Below are 24,002 nucleotides of genomic sequence, written 5' to 3'. Positions count from 1 at the left end.
GGCATGACAGAACTACGCGAGGTCCCGCTCGAACAGTCGCGCTTCGCCGAACTGCTCTACGACGTCACCGACGGCGTCGCCCGGATCACCCTGAACCGTCCCGCGGAACTCAACTCCTTCAGCACCAACCTCTACCGCGAACTCCGCGACGCCGTCCGGTTGGCCACCATCGACGACGCGGTCGACATCGTCGTCATCACCGGCAACGGGCGGGCCTTCGCCACCGGCGGCGATCTCAAGGAGGTGCTGGCCTACCTCCGGCCCGATGCCGACCCGCTCGACATCTACCGCTTCGAGGACAACCTGCCCTTCGAGACGGTGCGGCAGTGCCCGAAGGTCACGATCGCGGCGGTCAACGGGATCTGCATGGCCGGGGGGCTCATCACGACGATGTCGTGCGACATCTCGGTGGCGGTGGCCGATGCGGTGTTCGCCGCTCCCGAGGGCAAGGTCGGTGTCGCCGAGGGGTGGATGCCGGCGGTCATGTTCGGGCGGGTGAGCATGGCGAAGATGCGTTACCTCGTCCTGACCGGCACCGCGATCCCGGCCGACAAGGCCGAGCGCTGGGGCCTGATCACCGAGGTCGTGCCCGACGCCGAGGCCCTCGACCGCCGGGTCGGCGAGATCATCGAGGAGGTCCGCGGCACGTCACCCGACGTGCGTCGGTCCTACAAGCAGACGATCAACGACATCGCGCCCACCGGCAAGATGGGCGACTTCCGCGAGGGAACCGGCACCCCCGACGGCATCGAGGGGCTCAGCGCGTTCGCCGAGAAGCGCCGGCCCCGCTACCGCAACGGCACAGCCCACGCCTGACCGCACGGACGGGAGACGACGATGCGCGACTGGAACGGACTGCTCACCCAGCTCACTCCGCAGAAGGCGGCCGGACTCCGGGCGCAGGGGTACTGGGGCGAGCGGCGGCTCTGCCACCACGTCGACGAGGCGGCGTCGGCAACGCCGGACCGGGCCGCCGTCGTGGACCGGGGTGGCGTCACCAGCTACCGGGAGCTGCAACGGCTGAGCCATGTCGTCGCGGCGGGCCTGGGCGGGCTCGGGGTCGAGCCCGGTGACGTGGTGAGCTGGCAGTTGCCGAACCGGCTCGAGGTGGTCGTGCTGATGGTGGCCTGCACCCGCCTCGGTGGGGTGTTCAACTCGCTGGCGCCGATCTTCCGCGAACGCGAGGTGTCGACGATGCTCGCACTGGGCGCCCCGAAGGTCGTCGTCACCGTGGAGTCCTTCCGCGACTTCGGCCACGCCAAGATGATGAGCGCGATCGCCCAGGACCTGTCCGACGTGCCCACCGTGGTGGTCATCGAGGGAGCCGGCGGCGACCTCGGCTGGCCGCAGCTGCTGGCGAGCGGGCAGGCCCGGCTCGACGCCGAGGGCCTGGTCGACGCCGGGACCAGCGCCGACGCCGTTGCCCAGCTCGCGTTCACCTCGGGCACCACGGGTGAGCCCAAGGGCATCCTGCACACCCACAACAGCCTCTACTACGGCGGGCGCGTGATCGTCGAGCGGCGCGGGTTGACCCCCGACGGCGTCTACCACATGGCCTCCACCCTCGGGCACCAGACCGGCATCCTGTTCGGCGTACTGGCCCCGGTCCAGCTCGGAGCGACCATGGTCCTGCAGGACGTCTGGGACGCGGGCGACTACCTGGACATGGTCGAGGCGAACGGCGTCACCATGACCAACGGGGCGACCCCCTACCTGCAGGACACCCTGGAGCACGCCGACTTCACGGCCAGGGACACCTCGACGCTGCGGCAGGTCGGATGCTTCGGGTCGGGCTTCCCCAGCCCGCTGGCCCGGCGGGCCGTGCAGATGCTGCCCGGCGTCGAGTTCTACGGGATCTGGGGGATGACCGAGGTCGGTCTGGCCACCGCGCACTCCCCCGGCGACCCGACCGGGATCGTGTGCGACACCGACGGCCACGCCGTGCTCCCGATCGAGGTGGCGATCCGCAGCGACGACCTCACCGAGGAGCTCGGACCCGACGATGAGGGCGAGATGGTCGTCCGCGGCCCGTCGCGGCTTCCTCCAGCCCGGCCTGCCACCGTCGCACTTCCTCGACGGCGACTGGTACGTCACCGGCGACCGGGGCCGGATCCGTTCCGACGGCCGGTTGGTGATGACCGCCCGCAGCAAGGACATCATCATCCGAGGCGGCGAGAACGTACCTGTTCTGGAGGTCGAGAACGTCCTGATCGAGCACCCCGACGTCTGGTCCGCTGCCGTGGTGGCCGTGCCGGACGAGCGGCTCCACGAGAAGGCCTGCGCCTGCCTCGTTCTGCGTGACGGCGCCTCGTTCGACCTGGCCGAGCTGCGCCGCTGGCTGGCGGAGAAGAAGGTCACCCGACACTTCTGGCCCGAGTACGTGCAGGTCTACCCGGAGTTCCCCGTCACCCCGAGCGGGAAGATCAAGAAATTCGCCCTGCGCGAGCAGGTGGCGACCATCGACACCAGGCCCATCGATGAAGGAGCGTGACGGGTTGACCGTCAGTCCGCTACGGGACGCGATCGCCATCGTCGGCGTCGGGGAGTCCGCCTACTCGCGCCGGTCCACGGTGCCGGTGCCGACGCTGATGGTCCAGGCGGTGCGCGACGCCATCGCGGACGCCGGGATCGACATCGACGAGGTGGACGGGATCGTCTCCGACGCCGCCGTCGCCCCCCACCTGCTGCCCGCCGACGAGCTCGCGGCCAACCTCGGGCTGAGCGACCGGGTCTTCACCGCGCAGATGTCGGTGGGCGGCGCGGGAAGCGTCGGGGCGCCCCTGCTCGCGGCCCAGGCGATCGCGACCGGTGCGGCCACGACCGTGGTGTGCTACTTCGGCGTCGACTGGGGCTCGGCACCCGGCGGTCCGTACCGGTTCCACGGCACCGACCCGTACAAGGCCGGCCTCGAGATGCCGTTCGGCTTCTACGGGCAGCCGGTCTACTTCGCCGCCGTGGCGCGCCGCTACATGCACCGCTACGGGCTCACCCCCGAGGATCTCGCCGACGTCGCGATCTCGACCCGCGCCTGGGCTGCACTGCACCCAGGGGCGATGAAGCGCACGCCGCTCACCCGCGCGGACCACCTGTCCTCGCCGATGATCGCCGACCCGCTACGGGTGCTGGACTGCTGCCTGCTCACCGACGGCGCCGCCGCCTTCGTGATGACCTCGACGGCGCGGGCGCGGGACTGCCGGCACCGCCCGGTCTCGGTGGCCGGCGTGTCGTTCAGCGGGGCGGCCATGTCCGGGCACTCCTACCTGGCCCAGCACGAGGACTACCTGTCCACGCCGGCCCAGGTGACCGGGCCACGCGCGCTGGGGATGGCCGGGGTCGGTCCGGAGGACGTCGACTTCGCCGAGATCTACGACTGCTTCACCATCAGCTGCCTGCTGCAGGCCGAGGACCTCGGCTTCGCACCCAAGGGCGCCGGCGCCACCCTGTTCGCCGACGGGCACGCCGCGCCGGGCGGGTCGCTGCCCATAAACACCCACGGCGGCCTGCTGTCACACTCCTACGTGCTGGGCATCAACCACGTCGTCGAGGCGGTCGCGCAGCTGCGGGGCGGCTGTGGCGACCGGCAGGTACCCGGCGCGGAGGTCGGGCTCGTGTCGGGGTACGCGGGCTGGGAGCACGCCAGCCTGGTGCTGACCGCATGAGCGCCACCACCGCGCCGGACTCCGGGCCCTGGCTCCCCGACATCACCTGGCCGATCCTCGAGGCGTTCTGGGCCGCCGCCCGCGAGGGGCGTCTGGTCTTCCCGCGCTGCACGGCGTGCGGTCGGTACCAGTGGTATCCCCAGGCGATGTGCCCGGCCTGCCGGGCGATGGCCTTCGAGTGGGACGAAGTCCGCCGGGAGGGCTACGTGTTCAGCCACACCACGCTGCGGCGCAGCTTCGTCCCCGGCGAGGACGGCGAGCAGGCCCGGCACATCGTGCTGGTCAAGTTCGTGCACGTGCCGGGCGTCACGCTGGTCACGAACGTGCGCGGCGATATGGCGCCCCGGGTCGACCTGCGGGCGAGGATCGCCTTCGACCAGGTGGCGCCCGGGGTGTCGCTGCCGGTCAGCGAGCTGTTCGAGGACTGACCGGCCACCGCGGCGAGCACTGTTCACCCGCGGAGCCAGTCGGGTTATCCTCATGATGATTAGGCGGAACCATCAGGTCCAGCGACAAGGAGGTCGGCATGCCCGAAGCAGTGATCGTCGAGGCCGTCCGCACGCCGATCGGCAAGCGCGGCGGCGCGCTCGCGGGGGTGCACCCCGTCGACCTCGCAGCGAGGGTGCTCGAGGCCCTCGCCGCGCGGACCGGCATCGACCCCGCGCTCGTCGACGACGTCGTGTGGGGCTGCGTCAGCCAGGTGGGTGACCAGTCCGCGAACCCCGCCCGCTCGGCCGTGCTGGCGGCCGGCTGGCCCGAGACGGTTCCGGGCACGACGGTCAACCGGGCCTGCGGCTCGAGCCAGCAGGCACTCGACTTCGCGGCCGGCATGGTGATGTCGGGCCAGTACGACCTCGTCGTGGCGGGCGGGGTGGAGTCGATGAGCCGGGTTCCGCTAGGTGCCGGGCGGGACGTCGGCCTGCCCTACGGCCCTCGGCTGCTGGGCCGCTATGAGACCGAGCTCGGGGGCGGGACCTTCCACCAGGGCCGTGGCGCCGAGCTGATCGCCGCGAAGTGGGGCCTCACCCGCTCCGTGCTCGACGAGTTCTCCGCGCTCAGCCATGCCCGGGCCGCGGCCGCCATCGACTCCGGCGCGTTCGACGGCCAGCTCGTCACGATCCCGGAGGCTCCCGGGCACACCGTCGACGAAGGGTTGCGCCGGGGCACGACCGCGGAGAAGCTCGGGGCGCTGACGCCGTCGTTCGACGCCGGCGGCGTGATCCACGCCGGCAACGCCTCCCAGATCTCCGACGGCGCGGCCGCCCTGCTGGTCACCACCCCGACCCGGGCGGGCGAGCTGGGGCTCACCCCGATCGCCCGCTACCACTCCGGGGCCGTGGGTGGGGCGGACCCGGTCATGATGCTCACCGGGCCGATCCCGGCCACCGCGAAGGTGCTCGGCCGGGCCGGGCTGTCGATCGACGACATCGGCGCCTTCGAGGTCAACGAGGCGTTCGCCCCGATCCCGCTGGCCTGGCTGGCCGAGACCGGCGCCGATCCCGAGCGGGTCAACCCGCTCGGCGGGGCGATCGCCGTCGGGCACCCGCTCGGTGCGTCCGGTGCCATCCTGATGACCCGCCTGGTCCACCACATGCGCGACCGCGGCATCCGCTACGGGCTGCAGACCATGTGCGAGGGTGGCGGGATGGCCAACGCGACCGTCGTCGAGCTGGTCGGCTGACCGGCGCGGGTCCGGACCCCGGTTCGGGGTCCGGACCCGGCTGCCGCCTACAGGTCGGCCGCCACGATCTCGAAGGACTCGGCCTCCGGGCTGGTGAAGTCGTACTCCAGCACCGCGAGACCCAGCGGCTTGGCGAGGTCCACGGCGTAGATCGTGGACGTCCGGGGGGGCGTCCGGTCCGCGGCGGGTCCGTATCCGTAGTCGCCGCTGAGCCCGTCGAAGCCGACGGTGCCCAGGCCGTTGGACGCGGCCAGGATCCCCTCGCGGCTCAGGTCACCGCGTGCTACCGCCTCCTCCAGGACCGCCGTCATGGCCCGGGCCAGGTTGTAGCCGAGTATGAAGAACGTGTCCGGGCTCTGGTCGGGGGCGTACATGCCGGCCCGCTCCACCATGTCGACCATTCCCGGAATGGTCGGGTCGCCCCACTCCGTGCCCTCCAATGCGATCCGCACGTTGCTGACCAGGTAGTCCGCGAACGGCAGGCCGGTGAAGCTGCCCGACCAGCTCGGTGACTGGCCGTACCACAGGCCCGGGAAGTTCACCTGCGCGGCGGCGCCCCAGATCTTGGCGGCGTCCGACGGGGTGGCGCCGAGGAAGACCATGTCACAGCCTGCGCTGCTCAACGCGCCGATCGCCCCGGTGTGGTCGTTCGTGCCGACGCTGAAGCGCTGGGTCGTCGCGTAGCTCAGACCCCGGCTCGCCGCGATGTGGTCCAGTCCCTGCTGGCCCGCTTCGCCGAACGCGTCGTCCTGGATCATGCTGCAGAGCGTGTCGGTCGGGCTGCCGCCGTTGCGCAGGTAGTGGTCGACAGCGTTGATCGCCTGGACCTGGTACGGACCGCCCACCGGCAGCAGGTTCTCCTGCCGCACCCAGGTCGCGTCGAAGGACGCGGGCGAGGCCAGCGCCCCGTCCGCCGCGAGCTGCGGCAGGACCGCCAGCACCGACGGGGTGCCGAGGATCTGGGTGAACGCCACGACGTCGTTCTTGATCTTCTGGTACTGCTGGACGGTGACGTCGGGCTTGTACTGGTTGTCCTCCACCACGAGCTCGACGGGATACCTGCCCGCGATACCGCCGGTCGCGTTGATGTGGTCGAACCACACCTGGTTCCCCGCGGTCAACGGCGTTCCGGCCACCGCCACCGGCCCGGTCAGCGTCGAGATCGCGCCCAGCCGGATCGTCGTCCCGTCGAAGCCGGCGGTGACGGCCGGCTGGCCGGCCACCGTCTCCCCCCCGTCGGCCGCGTCACCCCCCGCGCCACCACATCCGGCCAGCGCGGCGAGCGCGACGACGCTCACCGTCGCGATCACCCGTGATCGTCGGTACCACATGCGAACCTCCTTGTCGGCGGAGCACAGATCAGTAGGAGAAGGGCCAGGACGTGAAGTACGCCTTGACCCGCAACCAGATCCCGGCCAGCCCCCGCGGCTCCACGACCAGGAAGACCACGATGAGCAGGCCGAACACGGCCTGGTTGAGCGCGGAGACGCTGATGAAGCCGTCGCTGCCGACACCGTCGGACACCCCGGGGATCACGTCGGAGTACCGGTCGATCAGCGCCGGGAGGGCCCCGACGAACAGGGCGCCCAGGATCGGTCCCATGACGGTCCCCATCCCGCCGACGATGATCACGGCGATGTACTGGACCGACAGGATCAGACCCCATTCCTCGGGGCTGATGAACTGCTGGTAGGCCCCGAAGAGCGACCCGGCGACGGCGGCGATGGCGCTCGACACCGCGAACGTGCCGATCTTGTAGCGTCCGGCGGACACCCCGATCACCTCGGCCGCCACGTCCCGGTCGCGCACCGCCTGCATCGCCCGGCCGGCCCTGGTCCGCATGAGGTTCCTGGTCAGCAACGTCGTCACCAGCACCAGGCCCCAGACCAGCCAGAACCAGCCCTGGTTGCGCGAGAACTGCTCACCGAACAACGACAGGTCGTCGAGGTCGAACGGACCGATGGAGACGTCCGCCGTGATCGAGGTGCCGAAGTTGCCTCCGGTCAACGGGGTCAGGTTGCGCCAGAGGTGGGCGCCGACGAAGACCAGGCCGAGCGTGACGATGGCCAGGTAGAGCCCGCGCAGCCGCAGCGCGAACGGGCCGACCAGCGCACCGACGATCGCCCCGACGACGGCCGCGCCGAGCAGCCACAACGGCAGCGGCAGCCCGAGGTCACCGCCGAACACCGCGGCGCAGTACGCGCCGGCACCGACGAAGAAGGCGTGCCCGAGCGAGACCTGGCCGCAGAACCCGGTGAGCAGGTTGAGGCCGGTCGCCCCGATGGCGGTCACCCCCGAGTAGATCAGCACCGACAGCCAGAAGTCGTCCTGCACCACCGTGGGGAACACCAGGTAGCCGGTGAGCAGCAGCGCGAGTCCGACCTTCGAGCCCCGCGTGTGGAACAGCCGCAGGTCCTGGGCGTAGCTGCGGGAGAGCCTGCGGTGTGGGCGCCCTCCCCGTTCGGCGGCCCTCGCGGCCGAGGGCACCGGGAGGCGGGCCGGCGTGGGGGGTGTCGCGGACCGGTCCGACGCGGGCGCGGTCTCCGGGGGGCTGGCCATCAGATCCTCCGGATCTCGGGTGTACCGAACAGGCCGTAGGGACGCACCAGCAGGATCACGATCATGATCACGTAGGGGACGATCGACGAGACGTTCGGACCGGCCCAGGCGAAGAACAGGTCCTGGTAGCCCCGGGTGAGCGACTCGGCCAGGCCGATCACCAACCCGCCCAGTACGGCTCCCGCCGGCGAGTCCAGACCGCCGACGATCATGGCCGGGAACGCGGTCAGCGCGATCGCCCCGATCGACGGGGAGAGCCCGCCCGGCCCGGCGGCCAGGGTGATCCCGGCCAGCGCGGCGAGCGCCGCGGAGATCGCCCAGGACGCCGCGAAGACCCGCCGGGCGCTGATGCCGTGCGCGATGGCCGCCTCCGGGTCGAACGCGGTCGCCCGCATCGCCACGCCCAGCCGCGAGAAGCGGAAGAACAGGAAGAACGCGGTGACGACCGCCGCGGTGATGCCGATGGTCCACAGGTCACGGAGGCCGAACACGACCCCGCCCGCGTCCAGGCTGAGCACGTTCCACGGGTTGGTCAGCAGCAACTGGTCGAAACCCCAGATGGCGGTGATCAGCGGGTCGATCACGAACAGCAGGCCGATGGTGATCATGACGACGGCGAACGGCGGCTGCCCGACCATCCGGGTGAGCACGACGCGCTGGAACGCGGCCCCGAACAGCGCGGTGCTGACGCAGGCGAGCACGATCGCCACGGCGAACCCCACGCCGACGCTGTCGGTGAAGGCGTAACCCAGGTAGGCGCCGAGGGCGAGCAACCCCCCCTGCGCGAAGTTGATCACGCCGGTCGCCTTGTAGATGATCACGAACCCGAGGGCGATCAGGGCGTAGGTGGCGCCGAGCGAGAACCCGGCGAACAGGTTCTGCAGCAGGCCGGTCACGACGCACCTCCGGCGTACATGGCCTCGATGTCCGCGGCGAGGATGCGGGCGAGCGAGACGCGCTTCACCTTCTGCGTCGCGGTCAGCTCGCCGTCCTCGTGGTCGAGCTCCTTGGTCATCAGCCGGAACTTCTTGATCGTCTCTACCTGCGCGAACTCGGTGTTGACCTCGTTCACCACACCCTGGACCAGCTCGACCACCTCCGGCTTGCCGGACAGGTCGGCATAGGTCGTGTAGGCGATGCCCCGGCGGCTCGCCCAGTCCCCGACGGTGTCCCCCTCGATGCCGATCAACGCGACGAGGTACTTGCGACCGTCGCCGATCACGACCGCCTCGCGGATGTGCTGCGACACCTTCAGCCGGTTCTCGATCTCACTCGGCGAGATGTTCTTGCCGCCGGCGGTGATGATGATGTCCTTCTTCCGGTCGGTGATCTTCAGGTGACCGTCCCCGTCGAGCTCGCCGACGTCGCCGGTGTGCAGCCAGCCGTCGGGGTCGACGGCGGCCGCGGTGGCGTCGGGGTCGTCGAGGTAGCCCCGGAACACACCCTCCCAGCGGATCAGCACCTCGCCGTCCTCGGCGATCCGCAGTTCCACCCCCGGCAGCGCGACGCCGACGGTGCCCAGCCGCACGTCGTCCATCGGGGTGAGCGTGCACGGGCCGCTGCACTCGGTCTGGCCGTATCCCTCGCGCACCGGGACACCGATGGACCAGAAGAACTCCAGCACCTGCGGGGCGACCGGAGCCGCACCCGACATGGCGACCCGCACCCGGGCCAGCCCCAGCTTGTTGCGCAGCGCGGCGAGCACGAGCACGTCACACAGGCCGGCCACGACCCGGTCCCAGGGGGTCACCGCGCCGTCCATCCGCCGCCGCGCGATCGCCCGCGACCGGGCCGACGCGATGCGGTAGACCGTCCGCTTCAGCCGGGTCGCGTCGCCCATCCGGACCTCGACGCTCGCCAACATCTTCTCCCAGACCCGGGGGACCCCGAGGAAGACGGTCGGCTGGACGTCGCGCAGGTCGGTGGCGAACGTCGGCCCGCCCTCACCGAAGTTGACCACGCATCCCGACATCAGCGCCAGGACCACCGACATCAGCCGCTCGGCGATGTGACACAGCGGCAGGTAGGACAGGATCTCGTCGCGCGGCCCGGTGCCGAACCAGTCGTTGAAGGCCTCGCCGGACACCATCAGGTTGTGGTGGGAGATCATCGAACCCTTCGGCGGACCGGTCGTGCCCGAGGTGTAGACGATGACCGCGGTGCTCCGCGGGTCGAGCGCCTCGACCGATGCCGCGTAGGCCGCCACGTCGCCGTCCGACGACTCGAGTTCGTCGAAGGTCTGGATCCCGGTCATGTCCCGCAGGCCGGTCGGGTCGATCACGACCAGGTGCTCCAGACGCGGTAGCCCGGCCCGCACCTCGAGCGCCTTGTCCAGCTGCTCCTCGTCCTCGGCCACCAGCACGGACGCGCCGGAGTGCTGCAGCAGGTACTCCACCTCCTTCGCGGGCGAGGTCGGGTAGATGCCGACCGTCTGCGCGCCGATGCCCTGGGCCGCCAGGTCGGCGATCACCCATTCCGGCCGGTTCTCCGCGTGCACGGCGACCCGGTCACCCGGCCCGACACCGAGGGCCCGCAGGCTCGCGGCGACGGCCGCGACCCGCCGGGCGTAGCCGGACCAGGTCGTCTCGACCCAGCGGCCGCGCACCTTGTGCCGCAGTGCCACCGCCTCCGGCCGCGTCACGGCGTGCCGCAGCAGCAGCGCGGGCAGGGTGCGCGGCGGGTCGGCCCCGTGCGCCGCCGTGCCGATCTGCGGGTTCCCGGCCTTCTCCACGGTGCTCACGCGGCTCCTCCCAGATATGCCTCGACGACCGCGGGGTTGCGCTGGACCTGCGCCGGGGTCCCGGTGGCGATCACCCGGCCGAAGTCGAGTGCCAGCACCCGGTCCGCGAGGTCCATCACCAGGCGCATGTCGTGCTCGACGAGGATCATCGCCAGCCCCAGTTCACGGCGGACCTCGACGATGTAGCGGGCCATGTCCTCGGTCTCCTCGTGGTTCATCCCCGCCACCGGCTCGTCGAGCAGCACCAGCCTGGGCTCCATCGCCAGCGCCCGGGCGAGCTCGGCCCGTTTGGCCACCCCGTAGGGCAGCAGGCCGGCCGGCTGGTGCCGGAACGGCTCGAGCTCGAGGAGCTCGATCACCCGCTCGACCGCGGCGCGCCCCTCCAGCTCCTCGCGCCGGGCGCGGCCCCACCACAACATCCCGCTGAGGAATCCCGACCGCATGAGGTGGTGGCGGCCGAGCATGAGGTTGTCCACGAGGCTGACCGCCGGGAACAAACCGATGTTCTGGAAGGTGCGAGCGACCCCGCGGTTCGCGATCGCCGTGGGACGGCTCCCGTCCAGCCGCGCACCGTCCAGGGTGATGCTGCCCTGCTGCGGCCGGTAGACGCCGTTGATGCAGTTGAAGATCGACGTCTTACCGGCGCCGTTCGGCCCGATCACGGCGAACAGTTCGCCGGAGCCGACGGTGAAGCTGACGCCGTCGAGGGCGTGCACGCCGCCGAACCGCAGCGTCAGCCCGTCGACGGTGAGCAGCGGCTCCGGCGCGTCGGACCCGACCCCGGTCATGCGCTCCACCGCTTCCGCCGCCGGTAGCTCTTCACATCGGCGAACGAGCCGCGCTCGTCCGACGTCGAGCCGAGGTAGAACTCACGGATGTCCTCGTCTGCGAGGAGCTCGCTCGCCGGGCCGTCGCGCACCACCTTCCCGGTCTCCAGCACGTACCCGGTGGTGGCGATGGACAGCGCCATCATCGCGTTCTGCTCGACGAGCAGGACGCTGGTGCCGGCCGCGTTGATCGTGACGAGGATGTCGCGCACCTGCTCCACCACCTTCGGCGCGAGCCCCAGCGACGGCTCGTCGAGCAGCAGCACCTTCGGCGAGGCCATCAACGCCCGCCCGATCGCCAACATCTGCTGCTCACCACCGGAGAGGTAGCCCGCCGTCGACCGCCGGCGCGCGGCGAGCACCGGGAACAGGTCCATCACCCGGGCGTGGTTCGCCGCCACCTCGACGCGCGAGCGGCGCGTGTAGGCGCCGGCCCGCAGGTTGTCCTCCACGCTGAGCTCGGCGAAGATCCGACGGCCCTCCATCACCTGCGACATGCCGCGCCGCACCACCGCGGCGGCGTCCAGGCCGGTGATCGGCTGCCCGTCGAGGGCGACGGTGCCCTTCGTGATGCGCCCGCGATGCGTGGGCAGCAGGCCGGTGACCGCCCGGAGCAGGGTCGTCTTGCCTGCTCCGTTGGCGCCGAGCAACGCCACGACGGCGCCCGACGGCACGTCCAGGCTGATCCCGCGCAGCACCAAGGCGACGTCGTTGTAGACCACTTCGAGGTTGCGTACCGACAGTACGATGTCCGGCATCCGGTCTCCTGGATCGATCAGCGCGCGGGGTGGGCGTCGGACGGACGGGGCGATCCGGCCGCGGCAGCCTGGTCGCCGACCGTCGCCCGGCCGCGGGGACGGGCGGGTCAGGCCAGGCCGAGCAGGGGCCGGACCCACTGCGCGATGTCGGCGACGGCGCGGTCCGCCTCGGGGGCGCGACCGGCCAGGAACGGGAACACGTGCTGCATCCCGGGAACGACGTCGACGGTCACGTCGACACCCGCCCGGCGGGCGCTCTCCCCGAAGCGCACCGCGTTGTCGAGCAGCGTCTCCGCCCCACCGGCGTTGATGAACATCGGGGGGAGCCCGGCGGGATCGGCCAGCAGCGGGTTGGCCAGCGGGTCGACCGCCGAGCCGTCCGGCCCGAGGAACATGGTCGACATCGCCGTCAGGATGGGCCGTTGGACCAGCGCGTCGGACCCGGCGTTCGTGTCGAGCGTCTCGCCCTTGTGCTCCATGTCGAGCCACGGCGACATCGGGACGAGGGCGGCGGGGAGCGGGTCCCCGTCCGCGCGCAGCCGCAGCGCGACGCTGATCGCGAGGTTGCCGCCGGCCGAGTCACCGCAGGTGGCGATGTGACCGGGCGCGATGCCTTCGGCGAGCAGCCAGCGGTAGGCGCTCACGCAGTCGTCGAGCTGGGCGGGGAAGGGGTGCTCGGGGGCCCGCCGGTAGTCAACGACCAGCGCGTGGCAGCCGATGGCGCGGGCCAGGTGACCTGCCAGCTTGCGGTGGCTGTGCCGGGAGCCGACCACGAAGCCGCCCCCGTGGGTGTAGAGCAGCACCCGGTCGGCGGCGGCGTCGACCGGCCGGCACCACAGCGCCGGCACGCCGCCGGCGGTGACCTCGGCGTAGGTCACACCCTCCGGCTCGACCGTGGGCAGGTGCCACTCCTCGAACAGGTCACGCAGCGCCGGCAGACCCATCTCGGGATCGGCCGCCATCCGCGCCGACCAGTCGGCGTAGAGGTCGGTGAGGTACGTGGACTCGGCACTCGCCATCGGTGGCTCCGTTCCCTGAGGTCGGAGCGCACCATATGGTCGACGTCACACGAATGGGTGTCCCGGAACGGGACATGCGGGTCGATACGGACCGTGACGCGCGGTCCGGACGGCCGCACCGTCAGGCGGTGAATCCCCCACCGCAGATGACGACCTGGCCGCTGACGTAGTCGGACTCGGGGATGCAGAGCAGGTAGACCGCACCCGCGGCGTCGGCCGGTGTGCCCGCCCGGCCCAGCGGGATGCCCCGTTCCATCGTGTCGAGCAGCTCCGGGTTCACCCCGACCGCGAGCTGGCGACCCGCGATGTCGATCTTGCCGTCGCCCCCGGCCGGCACCTCGGTGAGCCGGGTGCGGATCAGGCCGAAGGCCACCGCGTTGACCGTCACGTTGTAGCGGCCCCATTCCTTGGACAGCGCCTTGGTCAGCCCGATCACCCCGGCCTTGCCCGCGGAGTAGTTGGCCTGACCGGCGTTGCCGCCCGTACCCGCGATCGACGAGATGTTGACGACCTTCCGGCACGGCACCTCGGCACCGGCCGCCCTGGCCTGCTTGACCGCGGCGCTGATCACCGGCTGGGCGGCTCGCAGGATCCGGAACGGCGCCTTGAGATGCACATCGAGGATGGCGTCCCACTGGTCGTCGCTCATCTTCTGCACGACCGAGTCCCAGGTGTAGCCGGCGTTGTTGACGATGATGTCGACCCCGCCGAACTCGTCGACCGCGGTGGCGACGAACCGCTCCGCGAAGCCGTCCTCGGTGACGCTCCCGGCACAGGTGACCGCGACGCCACCGGCCGCCTCGATCGCCGCCACGACCTCCTTCGCCGGATCGGCGTCCAGGTCGTTCACCACGACCCTGGCACCCTCCCCGGCCAGCTTCTCGGCGATCGCGCGCCCGATCCCGCGCCCGGACCCGGACACTAGAGCGACCTTGCCGTCCAACGTACCCACGTGGTTCCACCTCTCGGTCGGGGCACGGCGGCGCCATGCCCGGTCGGCGTCGGTAGTGCGGTCAGATCCCCGTCAGCAGCGAGTCGGGCACGTCGACCAGACGGGACCGCAGGTACTCCCCCAGTCCCTTCGCCTGCGCGTCGGGACGGGTGGAGGACGCCACGCCCTCGCCGAGCAGGCCGTGCACGACGACGTTGAGCGCCCGGATGTTCGGCAGCTCGAACCGCTCGATCCGCAGGTCGGACGCCTCCGGGCCGAGCAGCCCGCGGAGCCGCTCGACGGTCAGGTGCGCACGCGCCCACGCGTACCCGGCGTCGTCGCGCGCCCACAGGCCGACGTTGGCGTTGCCGCCCTTGTCGCCCGAGCGGGCACCGAGCACGGCGCCCAGCGGGGCGCGGCGGGTGGGCCCGGCGGGTGCCGGGGGCTCCGCGGCGGGCTCGGCCGCACCGGCCGCAGCCGGCGCGGTGGGCGGATCCGCGATCACCCGCTGCTCGCCGTCGGGCAGGACGAGCAGCTGGGTCACCGACGACCGAGGAACGGCCGCGGGCCGGTAGACCCCGTAGGCCGACTCCGACGTCGGCGGGGTGGTCGTGTGGAAGCCGGCGTAGCCGGCCAGCGCGACCTCCATGATCCCGCTGGAGAACGCCCGTCCGACCTTGCGCGGGTCGGAGTCCTTCACCGTGACCCGCAGGTGGGCGGTGGCCTGCTCGTTGGTGGGCGCATCGGTACTGTCGAAGCGCAGCAGCCGCACGTCGACCTCGGCGAAGCGGTCGCGGCCGCCCAGCACGTCGAACAGCTGCTGCTCGGCGAAGGCCGCCTTGGCCTCGACGTCGAGCCCGGTGAGCACCATCGTCATCGTGTTGCGGAACCCGCCGACGTCGTTGAGCGCCACCTTCAGCGTCTCCGGCGGCGGGCTCCCGGTCACCCCGCTGATCTCCACCCGGTGCTCGGCCTGCTGGCGCAACGCGATCGTGTCGAAGTGCGCCACCACGTCCGGGCCCAGGTAGGCCGGTTCGGCGATCTCGTAGAGCAGCTGCGCGGTCACGGTGCCCACCGACACCAGCCCGCCGGTGCCGTCGTGCTTGGTGATCACCGACGAGCCGTCGGCGGCCACCTCGGCGATCGGGAAGCCCGGGTAGCGGCGGTCGGTCACCTCGTCGAGGAACGCGTAGTTGCCGCCGGTCGCCTGGGGGCCGCACTCGATCACGTGGCCGGCCGCGACGGCTCCGGCGAGGCGGTCCCAGTCGGTGCGCGCCCACCCGTGCCACCAGGCGGCCGGCCCGACGACCAGGGAGGCGTCGGTGACCCGTCCGGTGACCACCACGTCGGCCCCGGCGCCGAGCGCCTCGGCGATGCCCCAGCCGCCCAGGTAGGCGTTGGCCGAGACCGGCTTGGCCTCCCCGACCGGCGGGGTGATCGCGGCGAGGTCGCCGCGCAGGTCGTCACCCTCGACGTGGGCCACCCGGACCGGCACCCCGAGCCGCTGCGCCATCTCGCGCAGGGCGGCGGCCAGCCCGGCCGGGTTGAGCCCGCCGGCGTTGGCGACCACCTTGATCCCACGGTCGGCACAGGTGCCCAGCACCTGCTCCATCTGCGTGAGGAAGGTGCGGGCGTAGCCGCCCGCCGGGTCCTTCGCCTGGGCCTTGGCCAGGATCAGCATGGTCAGCTCGGCGAGGTAGTCCCCGCAGAGCACGTCGATCGGGCCACCCTCGACCATCTCCCGCGCCGCGGAGATCCGGTCGCCGTAGAAGCCCGAGCAGTTGCCGATGCAGACCGGGGGCCTCATTCCGCACCCCCCGCGAACTGGCCCGGCTTGCGGCCCCCGCCGGGTGGCCCGGCGAACGCCTGCGCGATCGAGAGCCACTCGTCGGCCAGCGGGCCCTCGGCGAGCAGCGCGGTGTCGTCGCGGTGGCGGCGCTGGGTGACCAGCAGGCAGAAGTCGAGCGCGGGACCGGTGACCCGGTCGGGCGCCCCCTCGGCCCCCCAGGTCCACCGGCTGCCGTCGGGTGCGGTGAGCTCCACCCGGACCGGATCGGTGGGCACCTCGCGGCCGTTGGCCAGGTAGCTGAACGCCCGCGCCCCGACCCCGATGTGGGCCACGTGCCGCAGCCGGGACGACGGGACGCGCTCGCGGCCCAGCCCGTCGGCCACGTCCTGGCCGTGCGCCCAGGTCTCCATGATCCGCGCCGTCAACGACGACGCCGCGCTCATCGGCAGGCCGAACCACGGCACCCGCACCGAGGGGTCGATCCCGGCGAACGCGGTGACCAGCGCGGCCCGCGCACCGTCGAACCAGGCCAGCAGCTCCGCGCCCGGCATCGCCCGGTACCGCTCGGCGATGGTGTCCGGCGCGATCGTCCCGTCGGCCAGCTGGGGCAGCACCTCGGCGGTGAAGCCGTCCGGGTCGGTGGCCGAACGGACGGCCACGTCGTCGAAGAAGGCCAGGTGGCTGATCTGGTCCCGGACGGCCCAGCCCGCAGCGGGCGTCGGGGCGTCCCAGCCGTCGGGACCCTCCGGCAGGCCGGTGAGCAGCTCTCGCAGATCGGCCGTCTCCGCCTCGATGTCGGCGATAACGGACTCCATGGACACGGCCACGGCTACCGCCCCTTCCAAACCGGTGTGCGCTTCTCACGGAACGCGGTGGGGCCCTCCTGGGCGTCCGCGCTGAGGTAGACCGGCTCCCAGATGTCCTCGGCCAGCTCGTAGGCCCGGGCGAGCGGGTACTCGGCCGACAGGTACGCGGTGCGCTTGGCCGCGAGCACCGACAACGGGGCGTTCGAGGCGATCCGCACGGCGAGTTCCTGCGTCCGGGCCCGGAGCTCGGCCGCGGGGACCACCTCGTTGACCATGCCGACCTCGCGTGCGCGCTCCGCGGAGATCGGATCGCCGGTCAGCAGGATCTGCAGCGCCAGCCGCGGCGGCAGCAGCCACGACAAGGGTGCCGCCCACGGGGACCCACGGCCCACCTTGACCTCGCTGACGGCGAACGTGGCGTGCTCGGCGGCCACGACGAGGTCGCACTGCTGGGCCAGGAGGAAGCCACCCGCGAACGCGACACCGTTCACCGCGGCGATCGTCGGCTTGATGACGTCGATGTTGCGGCCGAACTGGGGGGCGAAGTCGGGCGGCGGGACGGTGAGCGCCGTCTCGGACATCTCCTTGAGGTCGCCCCCGGCGCAGAACGCCCGGTCGCCTGCCCCGGTCAACACCATGACCTTGGCCGAGTCGTCGGCGTTGAACCGGTGCGTCGCGGCGAACAGGCCTTCGCGGGCCGCCGCGTTGAGCGCGTTGCGGGCGTCGGGTCGGTTGATGGTCACCCAGGCCACACCGTCATCGACCTCGTACGTGATCGCTTCCTCGCTCACCGGTCCCCATCCTGATCGTTCCAACCCCACATTAGTGAGGAACGCTTCACTCGCGACCGTACCGTCTCACCTGCCATGATGACCAGATGGCGAATGGGACATCGGCCGACGGCGTTCGGCGACGAGATCCGGACCGTCGCCGTCGCATCCTGGCCGCCGCCGCCGACCTCGTGTCCCGGCGCGGCTTTCACGCCGTGGCCATGGACGAGATCGGCGCTGAGGCGGGCATCGTCGGCTCGGGGGTCTACCGACACTTCGCCAGCAAGAACGACCTTCTCGTCGCCCTGCTCGACCAGGCGATGCAGCGGCTGCAGAACCGGGCCGCCACGATCGTCGCCCGGTGCGACGACGACCACGTCGCGCTGTCTCTGCTGGTCCGCGACCACATCCGGGTCGCCCTCCACGACCGGGACATCCTCGCCGTCTACCACCGCGAGGTGCACAGCCTGCCCGACGCCGACCGCAGACGGCTGCGCCGCGAGCAGCGCCACTACATCGAGGAGTGGGTGGGTGTGCTCGGGCCGCTGCGGCCCGACCTCGGCGACGGCGAGCTGCGGCTGCTCGTGCACGCCGCCATCGGCGCGGTGCAGGCAACGCTGTTCTACCGCAGCGGGCTGACCGAGCAGCGGCTCGCAGAACTGCTCGACGTGACCGCCCACGCGTGTCTGGGCGTGCTCCCCCGCAGCGGTGCCGAGAGTGAACTGGACCTCACTATCTCGTGAATCCCGGCGGAGCGGGTGCGGGCCGGCCGCGGGCGGACTGTCGCGAAGCGAGGCACCCGCGACACCGGCCGCCGTGCTGGACTGCCTGGGTCGAGAGGATCGTCGATGGGAGCAACCGCTCGCCAGATGGCACTGGTCGCGTTCATGCAGGCCTCCAACAGCACGGTCTACGCCGGATCGTGGCGCTATCCCGGCGGCGCGGCGGACTTCCTGGACCTGCGCTACTACCAGCGGATCGCCGCCACCCTCGAGGACGGCACGTTCGACCTGGTGTTCTTCGACGACCGGCTGGCCATGCCGTCGATCTACGGAGACTCCTGCGCGGACGCGGTGCGCTACGGCGCGCGACCGGTGAAGCTGGACCTCACCGCGGTGCTGGGCGCACTCGCGGCGTCCACCCGCTCCATCGGGCTGGGTGCGACGTACTCCACGACCTACTACCCGCCTTACCACGTGGCCAGGACGTTCGCCACGCTCGACCACCTGTCGGCGGGCCGGGTCGCGTGGAACGTGGTGACCTCGGTCAACGACACCGAGGCGCAGAACTTCGGGACCGAGACCCACCTCGACCACGACGCGCGCTACGACCGCGCCGAGGAGTTCGTCGAGGTCGTCGCCCGGCTGTGGGACAGCTGGGAGGACGACGCGCTGGTGCTCGATCGCGACGCCGGGATCTTCGCCGACCCGGACCGGGTGCACGAGCTGCGGCACCGCGGCGAGCACTTCCGGGTGCGCGGACCGCTCACCGTGCCCCGCACCCCGCAGGGCCGCCCGCCGATCATCCAGGCGGGTCAGTCCGGGCGCGGGCGCGACTTCGCCGCCCGCTGGGCCGACCTCATCTTCACCGGCGATCCCAGCCGGGAGGTCGCCGCGGAGCAATACCGCGACCAGAAGGAACGCATCGCCGCGATCGGCCGCGACACCGACCTGGTGCGGGTGCTCCCGATGGCCTACCCGGTGGTCGGGGAGAGCGAGGCCCATGCCAAGGAGAAGGAACACATGCTGCTGGAGCGGCTGGTGCACCCGATGGCGTCGCTGACGCTGCTCTCGGAGGTGACCAACCACGACTTCGCCGGCCACGGGCTCGACGAGGAGATCACCGACGAGCTGATCGAGTCCGTCACCGGGGTGCGCGGCCTGGTGCAGGGCGTGCGACGGCACGTCGGGCCGGGCACGCTGACCCTGCGCACGCTGGCCGCGCACCGGGCCACCCTGCTGCAGGGGCCGCGGTTCGTCGGGACCGGGGACCAGGTCGCCGAGCAGATGGGCGACTGGTTCACCGGCGGGGCGTGCGACGGGTTCGTGGTCGCCGCCACGCACCTGCCCGGCGCGTTCGAGGAGTTCGTCCGCCTGGTGGTCCCGACGCTGCGCCGCCGCGGCCTGTTCCGCGAGCGCTACACCGGTACCACGCTGCGCGAGCACCTGGGCCTGCCGCGCCCGGAGCGCCTCGCGTGAGCTCCGCGATGCTGGGCGGGATCCGGGTGCTCGAGCTGGCCACGCTGGCCGCCGGACCGCTCGCCGCCACCTACCTCGGCGAATTCGGCGCCGAGGTGGTCAAGGTGGAGGACCCGCGCGGCGGCGATCCGATCCGCGGCTGGGGCCACCAGGTCGACGGCGTCGGGCTGGTATGGACCAGCATCGGCCGGAACAAGAAGTCGGTCACGCTAGACTTGCGGACCACCGAGGGGCAACAGCTGGCCCGACGGCTGGCCGCCACCGCCGACGTGGTGGTGGCCAACACCCGCCCGGCCACGCTGCGCGGATGGGGTCTGGACTACCCGGCGCTGCGCTCGGTCAACGAGGGCCTGGTAATGCTGCACGTCACCGGCTTCGGGCTGACCGGCCCGAAGAGCGAGCGTCCCGGCTTCGGCACCCTCGGCGAGGCGATGAGCGGTTTCGCGCACACGGTCGGCGAGGCCACCGGACCGCCGACGCTGCCGCCGTTCATGCTGGCCGACGGCGTCGCCTCGCTCAACGCGGCCTACGCCGTGCTGATGGCGCTGTACCACCGCGACGTGCACGGCGGCGGCGGCCAGCTCGTCGACGTCAACCTGGTGGACCCGCTGGCCCGGCTGCTGGAGCAGTCGCTGCTGGCCTTCGACCAGCTCGGTGTGGTCGCCGCCCGGGCAGGTAACCGCTGGGACATCAGCGCGCCGCGCAACACCTACCGCACCCGCGACGGGCGGTGGCTGGCCATGTCGGGCAGCTCCCCCACCGTCGCCCTCCGCGTGTTCTCCGCGATCGGCCGCACCGACCTGACCGACCAGGCGGACTTCGCCGACCCGCAACGGCGGCTGGCCCGGGCAGGTGAGGTCGACGCCGCCGTCGCCGAGTGGGTCGCACGGCACGACCTCGACGACGCGATGGCGGTGTTCGAGCGCGCCGAGGTGGCCGCCGCTCCGGTGTACGACGTGTCCGACCTGGTGGCCGACGAGCAGATGAGGGCCAGGGGGGTGTTCATGTCGGTCCCGCACGACCGGCTCGGGCCGGTCCGGGTGCAGGCGCCGGTGCCGCGCTTTTCCGCGGCCCGCGGCCGCGTCGACCATCTCGGGCCGGCGCTGGGCGCGCACAACGACGAGGTGTACGGCGGGCTGCTCGGGCTGACCGCCGCGGAGATCGCGCAGCTGCGCGGAAAGGGCGTGATCTGAGATGGCCCCGGCCGCCCCGCTGCTGCGGCGCTCCGAGCTGGCCACCCCGGCCACCAGCGACCGGATGTTCGACCGGGCCGCGGCCAGCGGTGCCGACCTGGTGTTCCTCGACCTGGAGGACGCCGTCGCCCCGGCCCGCAAGGTCGAGGCCAGGGCGGGCGCCGTGGCCGCGCTGACCGGCCGGGACTGGGGCTCGACCGTGCGGGCGGTGCGGGTGAACGGGCTGCACACGCCGTGGGCGCACGGCGACGTGGTCGAGGTGCTGACCGGCGCGGTGGACGCGCTGGACACCCTGATCCTGCCCAAGGTCACCTCGGCCCGCGACGTCTGGTGGTTCGACGTCCTGCTGACCCAGCTGGAGGCGCAGCTGGGCCGGACCAGGCCGGTGCGCCTGGAGGTGCTGATCGAGGACGTCGCCGCGCTGGCCGCCGTCGAGGAGATCGCGGTGGCCAGCCCCCGGCTCGACGCGCTGATCTTCGGGGCCGGGGACTTCTCGGTGTCGGTGGGGGCCAGGGTGGACACGAACTTCGCCCCGCTCGGGGACTACCCCGGCGACTTCTGGCACTACGCCCGGTGCAAGGTGCTCGCCGCGGCCCGGATCGGCGGGCTGGTCGCGGTCGACGCGCCCTACCCCGACTACCGGGACGCGGCCGGCTACACCGTGCAGGCCCGCCGCGCCGGGCTGCTGGGCTACACCGGGAAGTGGGCGATCCACCCGTCGCAGGTCCCGATCGCCAACGAGGTCTACGCCCCGACCGCGGATGAGGTGGCGCGGGCCGAGCGCGACATCGCCGCCTACCGCGACGGCGAGGCCCGCGGTCTCGGGGCCGTCGGCATCGGCGGCGTCCTGGTGGACGCGGCCCACGTCACGCTGTCGCAGGCGGTGCTGGCCAGGGCGCGGGCGGTGGCCGAGCGGGCCACGGCCCCCCGGGCGGTGGCCCGGTGACCGCGGACGCGCCCACCGGGCCCGAGCTGCTGCGCTGCCTGCTGCGGCCGGAGTCGGTCGCGCTGTTCGGCGCGTCCCCGGACCCGGCCCGGCCGGCCACCCGGGCGCTGCGCAGCCTGCTGCGCCGCGACCCGCCGCCACGGCTGCACCCGGTCAACCCGCGGCACGCCGCCGTCGCGGGCGTCGCCTGCCTGCCCGACGCCGCGGCCCTGCCCGAGGTGCCGGACCTGACGGTGGTCGCCGTGCGGGCCGAGGCGGTGCTGGACACCGTCGCCGCGGCAGCCGACCGCGGCGCGCGGACGTTCCTCGTGTTCAGCTCCGGGTTCGCCGAACTCGACGACGCCGGGGCCGCGCGCGAGCGGGCGCTGACCGCGCTCGCGCGCGAGCGCGGGCTCGCCGTGGTCGGCCCCAACTCGCTGGGCGTCATCGACTTCGGATCCCGCTCCTACTGCACCTTCGCCTCGCTGGTCGACGGCGACGCCGAGCTCCCGGACGGTCCGGTCGCCCTGATCACCCAGAGCGGCGCCATCGGCAGCTACGTCGCCGCGATGGCGCACGCCCGCGGGTTCGGCCTCGCGCTCATGATCAGCACCGGCAACGAGGCGGTCCTCGATGCCGCGCAGCTGGCCGTCGCGGTGCTCGACGACCCGCGGGTCCGGGCGGTCGCGCTCTACCTGGAGGGGGTCCGCGACGGCGCCGGCCTCACCGCCTTCTTCGCCGCGGCCCGGGACCGCGGGGTCCCGGTGGTGCTGCTGCGCGCGGGCGACTCCGAGCGCGGACAAGCCGCGGCCCGGTCGCACACCGGCGCGCTGGCCGGGTCGGCCCGGGTCAGCGACGCCGTGCTGCGCCGTTACGGCGTCGTCGGCGTGGCCACCCCCGAGGACCTGGTCACCGCCTGCCGGGCCGTGGTGGCCGGGCCGCCGCGGGGCGGGCGCCGGATCGGGGTGCTGACCGGCTCCGGCGGCGGCGGCGTGCTGGTCAGCGACGCGTGCGACCGGTGGGGTCTGACGGTCCCGCCGCTGCGGCCGGACACCACCGCGCGGCTCGGTGAGCTGCTGCCGGCGTGGGCGAGCCCGGCCAACCCGGTCGACGTCACCGCCACCGTGCTGATCGACCCGGACTCGCCGTTCGACCGGTGCCTGCGGGTGGTGGCCGAGGACGAGGGCGTCGACGAGGTGGTCGTGTTCATGGGCGGCGGCGGCTCGTTCGGGCCCGGACTGGCCCGGCGGATCGTCGCGGAGGCGGCGCTGCTCGGGAAGCGCTGCTCGGTGATCTGGCTGGGTGCCTCCGCCGAGGTGGCCGAGATCCTGCACGCGGGCGGGGTCGCCGTCTTCGGCGGCATCGAGGAGTGCATCCGGCCGCTGGCCGCACTGGCCGCGGCCGCCGGGCCGCACCCACCGGCCGAGGTGCCCCCGCCCGAGCCTCCCCCGCCCGCGCTCACCCGGTTCCTCGACTCCCAGCGCCACCGGATGCTCGACGAGGACGCCGCCAAGACCCTGCTCGAGCTGGCCGGCATCACCGGCCTGCCGGCGCGGCGGGTATTGACCCCCACCCAGGCCGCCGCGGGTGACGACCCCGGGCTCGGGTTCCCGCTGGCGGTGAAGGTGCTGGCGCGCGACCTCGCCCACAAGAGCGCGGTCGGCGGCGTGCTGGTGGGCGTGGCCGACGCGGCAGCCCTGCGGGCCGCCACGCGTCAGGTGTACGCCGCCGGGGTCGCCGCGGTCGGCGCCGCGCAGGTGCAGGGCGTGCTGGTCGAGCGGATGGCACCGCCGGGCGTCGAGGTGATCGTCGGGGTGGCCACCGACCCGGTGTACGGGCGGGTGCTGGCCGTCGGACCCGGCGGGGTGCTCGCCGAGCTCGTCGACGACGTCACGATCGTGCTGCCCCCGGCGACCCCCGAGGCCGTCCGACGCCTGCTCGACGGCACCCGGCTGATCCGACTGCTCCACGGCGCCGACATCGGCGCCCTGTGCGCCCTGGTCGCCCGGCTCTCGCGGCTGGTGGCCTGCGGGCTGCCCGGCGTCGAGGAGATCGATCTCAATCCGGTGCTGGTGCACCCGGACGGGCACGGGGTGTCCGTCGTCGACGGCCTGGTCGCACTCGACCACGAGCGGAGGAGGTAGCAG

Annotated in this window: 22 protein-coding genes; 11 read left to right on the top strand and 11 right to left on the bottom strand. The window is 72.6% G+C overall.

All coding sequences use genetic code 11. The annotated features are described in order from the left end of the window. The first annotated feature begins 3 nt into the window (after positions 1 to 3). The 6 genes from H6H00_RS18900 to H6H00_RS18875 all read left to right on the top strand — a co-directional run bounded on the left by H6H00_RS18900 (position 4) and on the right by H6H00_RS18875 (position 5,340). Complete coding sequence (locus H6H00_RS18900) at positions 4 to 816, top strand: enoyl-CoA hydratase/isomerase family protein (RefSeq protein WP_185717071.1); 813 nt, start codon at positions 4 to 6, stop codon at positions 814 to 816. 21 nt (positions 817 to 837) lie between these two features. Further along, positions 838 to 2,301 carry an AMP-binding protein gene (locus tag H6H00_RS18895; RefSeq protein WP_185717070.1) on the top strand — a complete coding sequence of 488 codons (1,464 nt, stop codon included), beginning with the start codon at positions 838 to 840 and terminating at the stop codon, positions 2,299 to 2,301. Next, the gene (locus H6H00_RS18890; RefSeq protein ID WP_185722927.1) at positions 2,249 to 2,491 is read left to right on the top strand and encodes a hypothetical protein; all 243 of its coding nucleotides are present in this window, start codon (positions 2,249 to 2,251) and stop codon (positions 2,489 to 2,491) included. Before H6H00_RS18895 ends, H6H00_RS18890 begins: the two co-directional genes overlap by 53 nt. A gap of 4 nt (positions 2,492 to 2,495) precedes the next feature. Continuing rightward, on the top strand, positions 2,496 to 3,659 hold the full coding sequence (locus H6H00_RS18885; RefSeq protein WP_185717069.1) for a thiolase family protein: 1,164 nt from the start codon (positions 2,496 to 2,498) through the stop codon (positions 3,657 to 3,659). After that, complete coding sequence (locus H6H00_RS18880) at positions 3,656 to 4,087, top strand: Zn-ribbon domain-containing OB-fold protein (RefSeq protein ID WP_185717068.1); 432 nt, start codon at positions 3,656 to 3,658, stop codon at positions 4,085 to 4,087. The genes H6H00_RS18885 and H6H00_RS18880 overlap by 4 nt, the downstream gene beginning before the upstream one ends. Positions 4,088 to 4,185: 98 nt before the next feature. Beyond that, the gene (locus tag H6H00_RS18875; RefSeq protein WP_185717067.1) at positions 4,186 to 5,340 is read left to right on the top strand and encodes a thiolase family protein; all 1,155 of its coding nucleotides are present in this window, start codon (positions 4,186 to 4,188) and stop codon (positions 5,338 to 5,340) included. Between the two features lie 47 nt (positions 5,341 to 5,387). Here the strand turns inward: H6H00_RS18875 and H6H00_RS18870 are convergent, their stop codons facing one another. The 11 genes from H6H00_RS18870 to H6H00_RS18820 all read right to left on the bottom strand — a co-directional run bounded on the left by H6H00_RS18870 (position 5,388) and on the right by H6H00_RS18820 (position 17,512). After that, positions 5,388 to 6,671: an ABC transporter substrate-binding protein gene (locus H6H00_RS18870; protein WP_185717066.1), complete on the bottom strand. Its 1,284-nt coding sequence runs from the start codon at positions 6,669 to 6,671 to the stop codon at positions 5,388 to 5,390. A 28-nt stretch (positions 6,672 to 6,699) separates the two neighbouring features. Next, a complete protein-coding gene (locus tag H6H00_RS18865) occupies positions 6,700 to 7,899 on the bottom strand; it encodes a branched-chain amino acid ABC transporter permease (RefSeq protein WP_185717065.1) in 1,200 nt (399 codons plus the stop codon). Beyond that, complete coding sequence (locus H6H00_RS18860; protein WP_185717064.1) at positions 7,899 to 8,795, bottom strand: branched-chain amino acid ABC transporter permease; 897 nt, start codon at positions 8,793 to 8,795, stop codon at positions 7,899 to 7,901. The genes H6H00_RS18865 and H6H00_RS18860 overlap by 1 nt, the downstream gene beginning before the upstream one ends. Beyond that, complete coding sequence (locus tag H6H00_RS18855) at positions 8,792 to 10,639, bottom strand: AMP-dependent synthetase/ligase (RefSeq protein ID WP_255425259.1); 1,848 nt, start codon at positions 10,637 to 10,639, stop codon at positions 8,792 to 8,794. The genes H6H00_RS18860 and H6H00_RS18855 overlap by 4 nt, the downstream gene beginning before the upstream one ends. Next, positions 10,636 to 11,427: an ABC transporter ATP-binding protein gene (locus H6H00_RS18850; protein WP_185717063.1), complete on the bottom strand. Its 792-nt coding sequence runs from the start codon at positions 11,425 to 11,427 to the stop codon at positions 10,636 to 10,638. Before H6H00_RS18850 ends, H6H00_RS18855 begins: the two co-directional genes overlap by 4 nt. Continuing rightward, the gene (locus H6H00_RS18845; RefSeq protein ID WP_185717062.1) at positions 11,424 to 12,224 is read right to left on the bottom strand and encodes an ABC transporter ATP-binding protein; all 801 of its coding nucleotides are present in this window, start codon (positions 12,222 to 12,224) and stop codon (positions 11,424 to 11,426) included. The genes H6H00_RS18850 and H6H00_RS18845 overlap by 4 nt, the downstream gene beginning before the upstream one ends. Positions 12,225 to 12,331: 107 nt before the next feature. Further along, positions 12,332 to 13,243, bottom strand: coding sequence for an alpha/beta hydrolase (locus H6H00_RS18840; protein WP_185717061.1), 912 nt, complete (start codon positions 13,241 to 13,243; stop codon positions 12,332 to 12,334). 121 nt (positions 13,244 to 13,364) lie between these two features. Then, entirely contained in the window at positions 13,365 to 14,195 is an 831-nt protein-coding gene (locus H6H00_RS18835) for an SDR family NAD(P)-dependent oxidoreductase (protein WP_185717060.1), read from the bottom strand. A 61-nt stretch (positions 14,196 to 14,256) separates the two neighbouring features. Further along, positions 14,257 to 15,981, bottom strand: coding sequence for an acyclic terpene utilization AtuA family protein (locus H6H00_RS18830; protein ID WP_185717059.1), 1,725 nt, complete (start codon positions 15,979 to 15,981; stop codon positions 14,257 to 14,259). After that, a complete protein-coding gene (locus tag H6H00_RS18825; RefSeq protein ID WP_221775590.1) occupies positions 15,978 to 16,778 on the bottom strand; it encodes a TIGR03084 family metal-binding protein in 801 nt (266 codons plus the stop codon). The genes H6H00_RS18830 and H6H00_RS18825 overlap by 4 nt, the downstream gene beginning before the upstream one ends. 14 nt (positions 16,779 to 16,792) lie before the next feature. Beyond that, positions 16,793 to 17,512, bottom strand: coding sequence for an enoyl-CoA hydratase-related protein (locus H6H00_RS18820; RefSeq protein ID WP_379539936.1), 720 nt, complete (start codon positions 17,510 to 17,512; stop codon positions 16,793 to 16,795). A 134-nt stretch (positions 17,513 to 17,646) separates the two neighbouring features. Here H6H00_RS18820 and H6H00_RS18815 point away from each other — a divergent pair, with 134 nt between their 5' ends. From H6H00_RS18815 to H6H00_RS18795, 5 genes are all read left to right on the top strand, one after another. Continuing rightward, positions 17,647 to 18,282: a TetR/AcrR family transcriptional regulator gene (locus H6H00_RS18815; RefSeq protein ID WP_185717056.1), complete on the top strand. Its 636-nt coding sequence runs from the start codon at positions 17,647 to 17,649 to the stop codon at positions 18,280 to 18,282. 105 nt (positions 18,283 to 18,387) lie between these two features. Next, positions 18,388 to 19,737, top strand: coding sequence for an LLM class flavin-dependent oxidoreductase (locus H6H00_RS18810; RefSeq protein ID WP_255425258.1), 1,350 nt, complete (start codon positions 18,388 to 18,390; stop codon positions 19,735 to 19,737). Beyond that, positions 19,734 to 20,930 carry a CaiB/BaiF CoA transferase family protein gene (locus H6H00_RS18805; RefSeq protein WP_255425257.1) on the top strand — a complete coding sequence of 399 codons (1,197 nt, stop codon included), beginning with the start codon at positions 19,734 to 19,736 and terminating at the stop codon, positions 20,928 to 20,930. Before H6H00_RS18810 ends, H6H00_RS18805 begins: the two co-directional genes overlap by 4 nt. 1 nt (position 20,931) lies before the next feature. Next, positions 20,932 to 21,876: an HpcH/HpaI aldolase/citrate lyase family protein gene (locus H6H00_RS18800; protein ID WP_185717055.1), complete on the top strand. Its 945-nt coding sequence runs from the start codon at positions 20,932 to 20,934 to the stop codon at positions 21,874 to 21,876. Next, on the top strand, positions 21,873 to 23,999 hold the full coding sequence (locus H6H00_RS18795; RefSeq protein ID WP_185717054.1) for an acetate--CoA ligase family protein: 2,127 nt from the start codon (positions 21,873 to 21,875) through the stop codon (positions 23,997 to 23,999). Before H6H00_RS18800 ends, H6H00_RS18795 begins: the two co-directional genes overlap by 4 nt. The last annotated feature ends 3 nt before the right edge of the window (positions 24,000 to 24,002 follow it).

The sequence above is a fragment of the Pseudonocardia petroleophila genome, assembly GCF_014235185.1.
Classification (GTDB): domain Bacteria; phylum Actinomycetota; class Actinomycetes; order Mycobacteriales; family Pseudonocardiaceae; genus Pseudonocardia; species Pseudonocardia petroleophila.
This window is presented reverse-complemented; position numbering and strand designations above follow the sequence as displayed.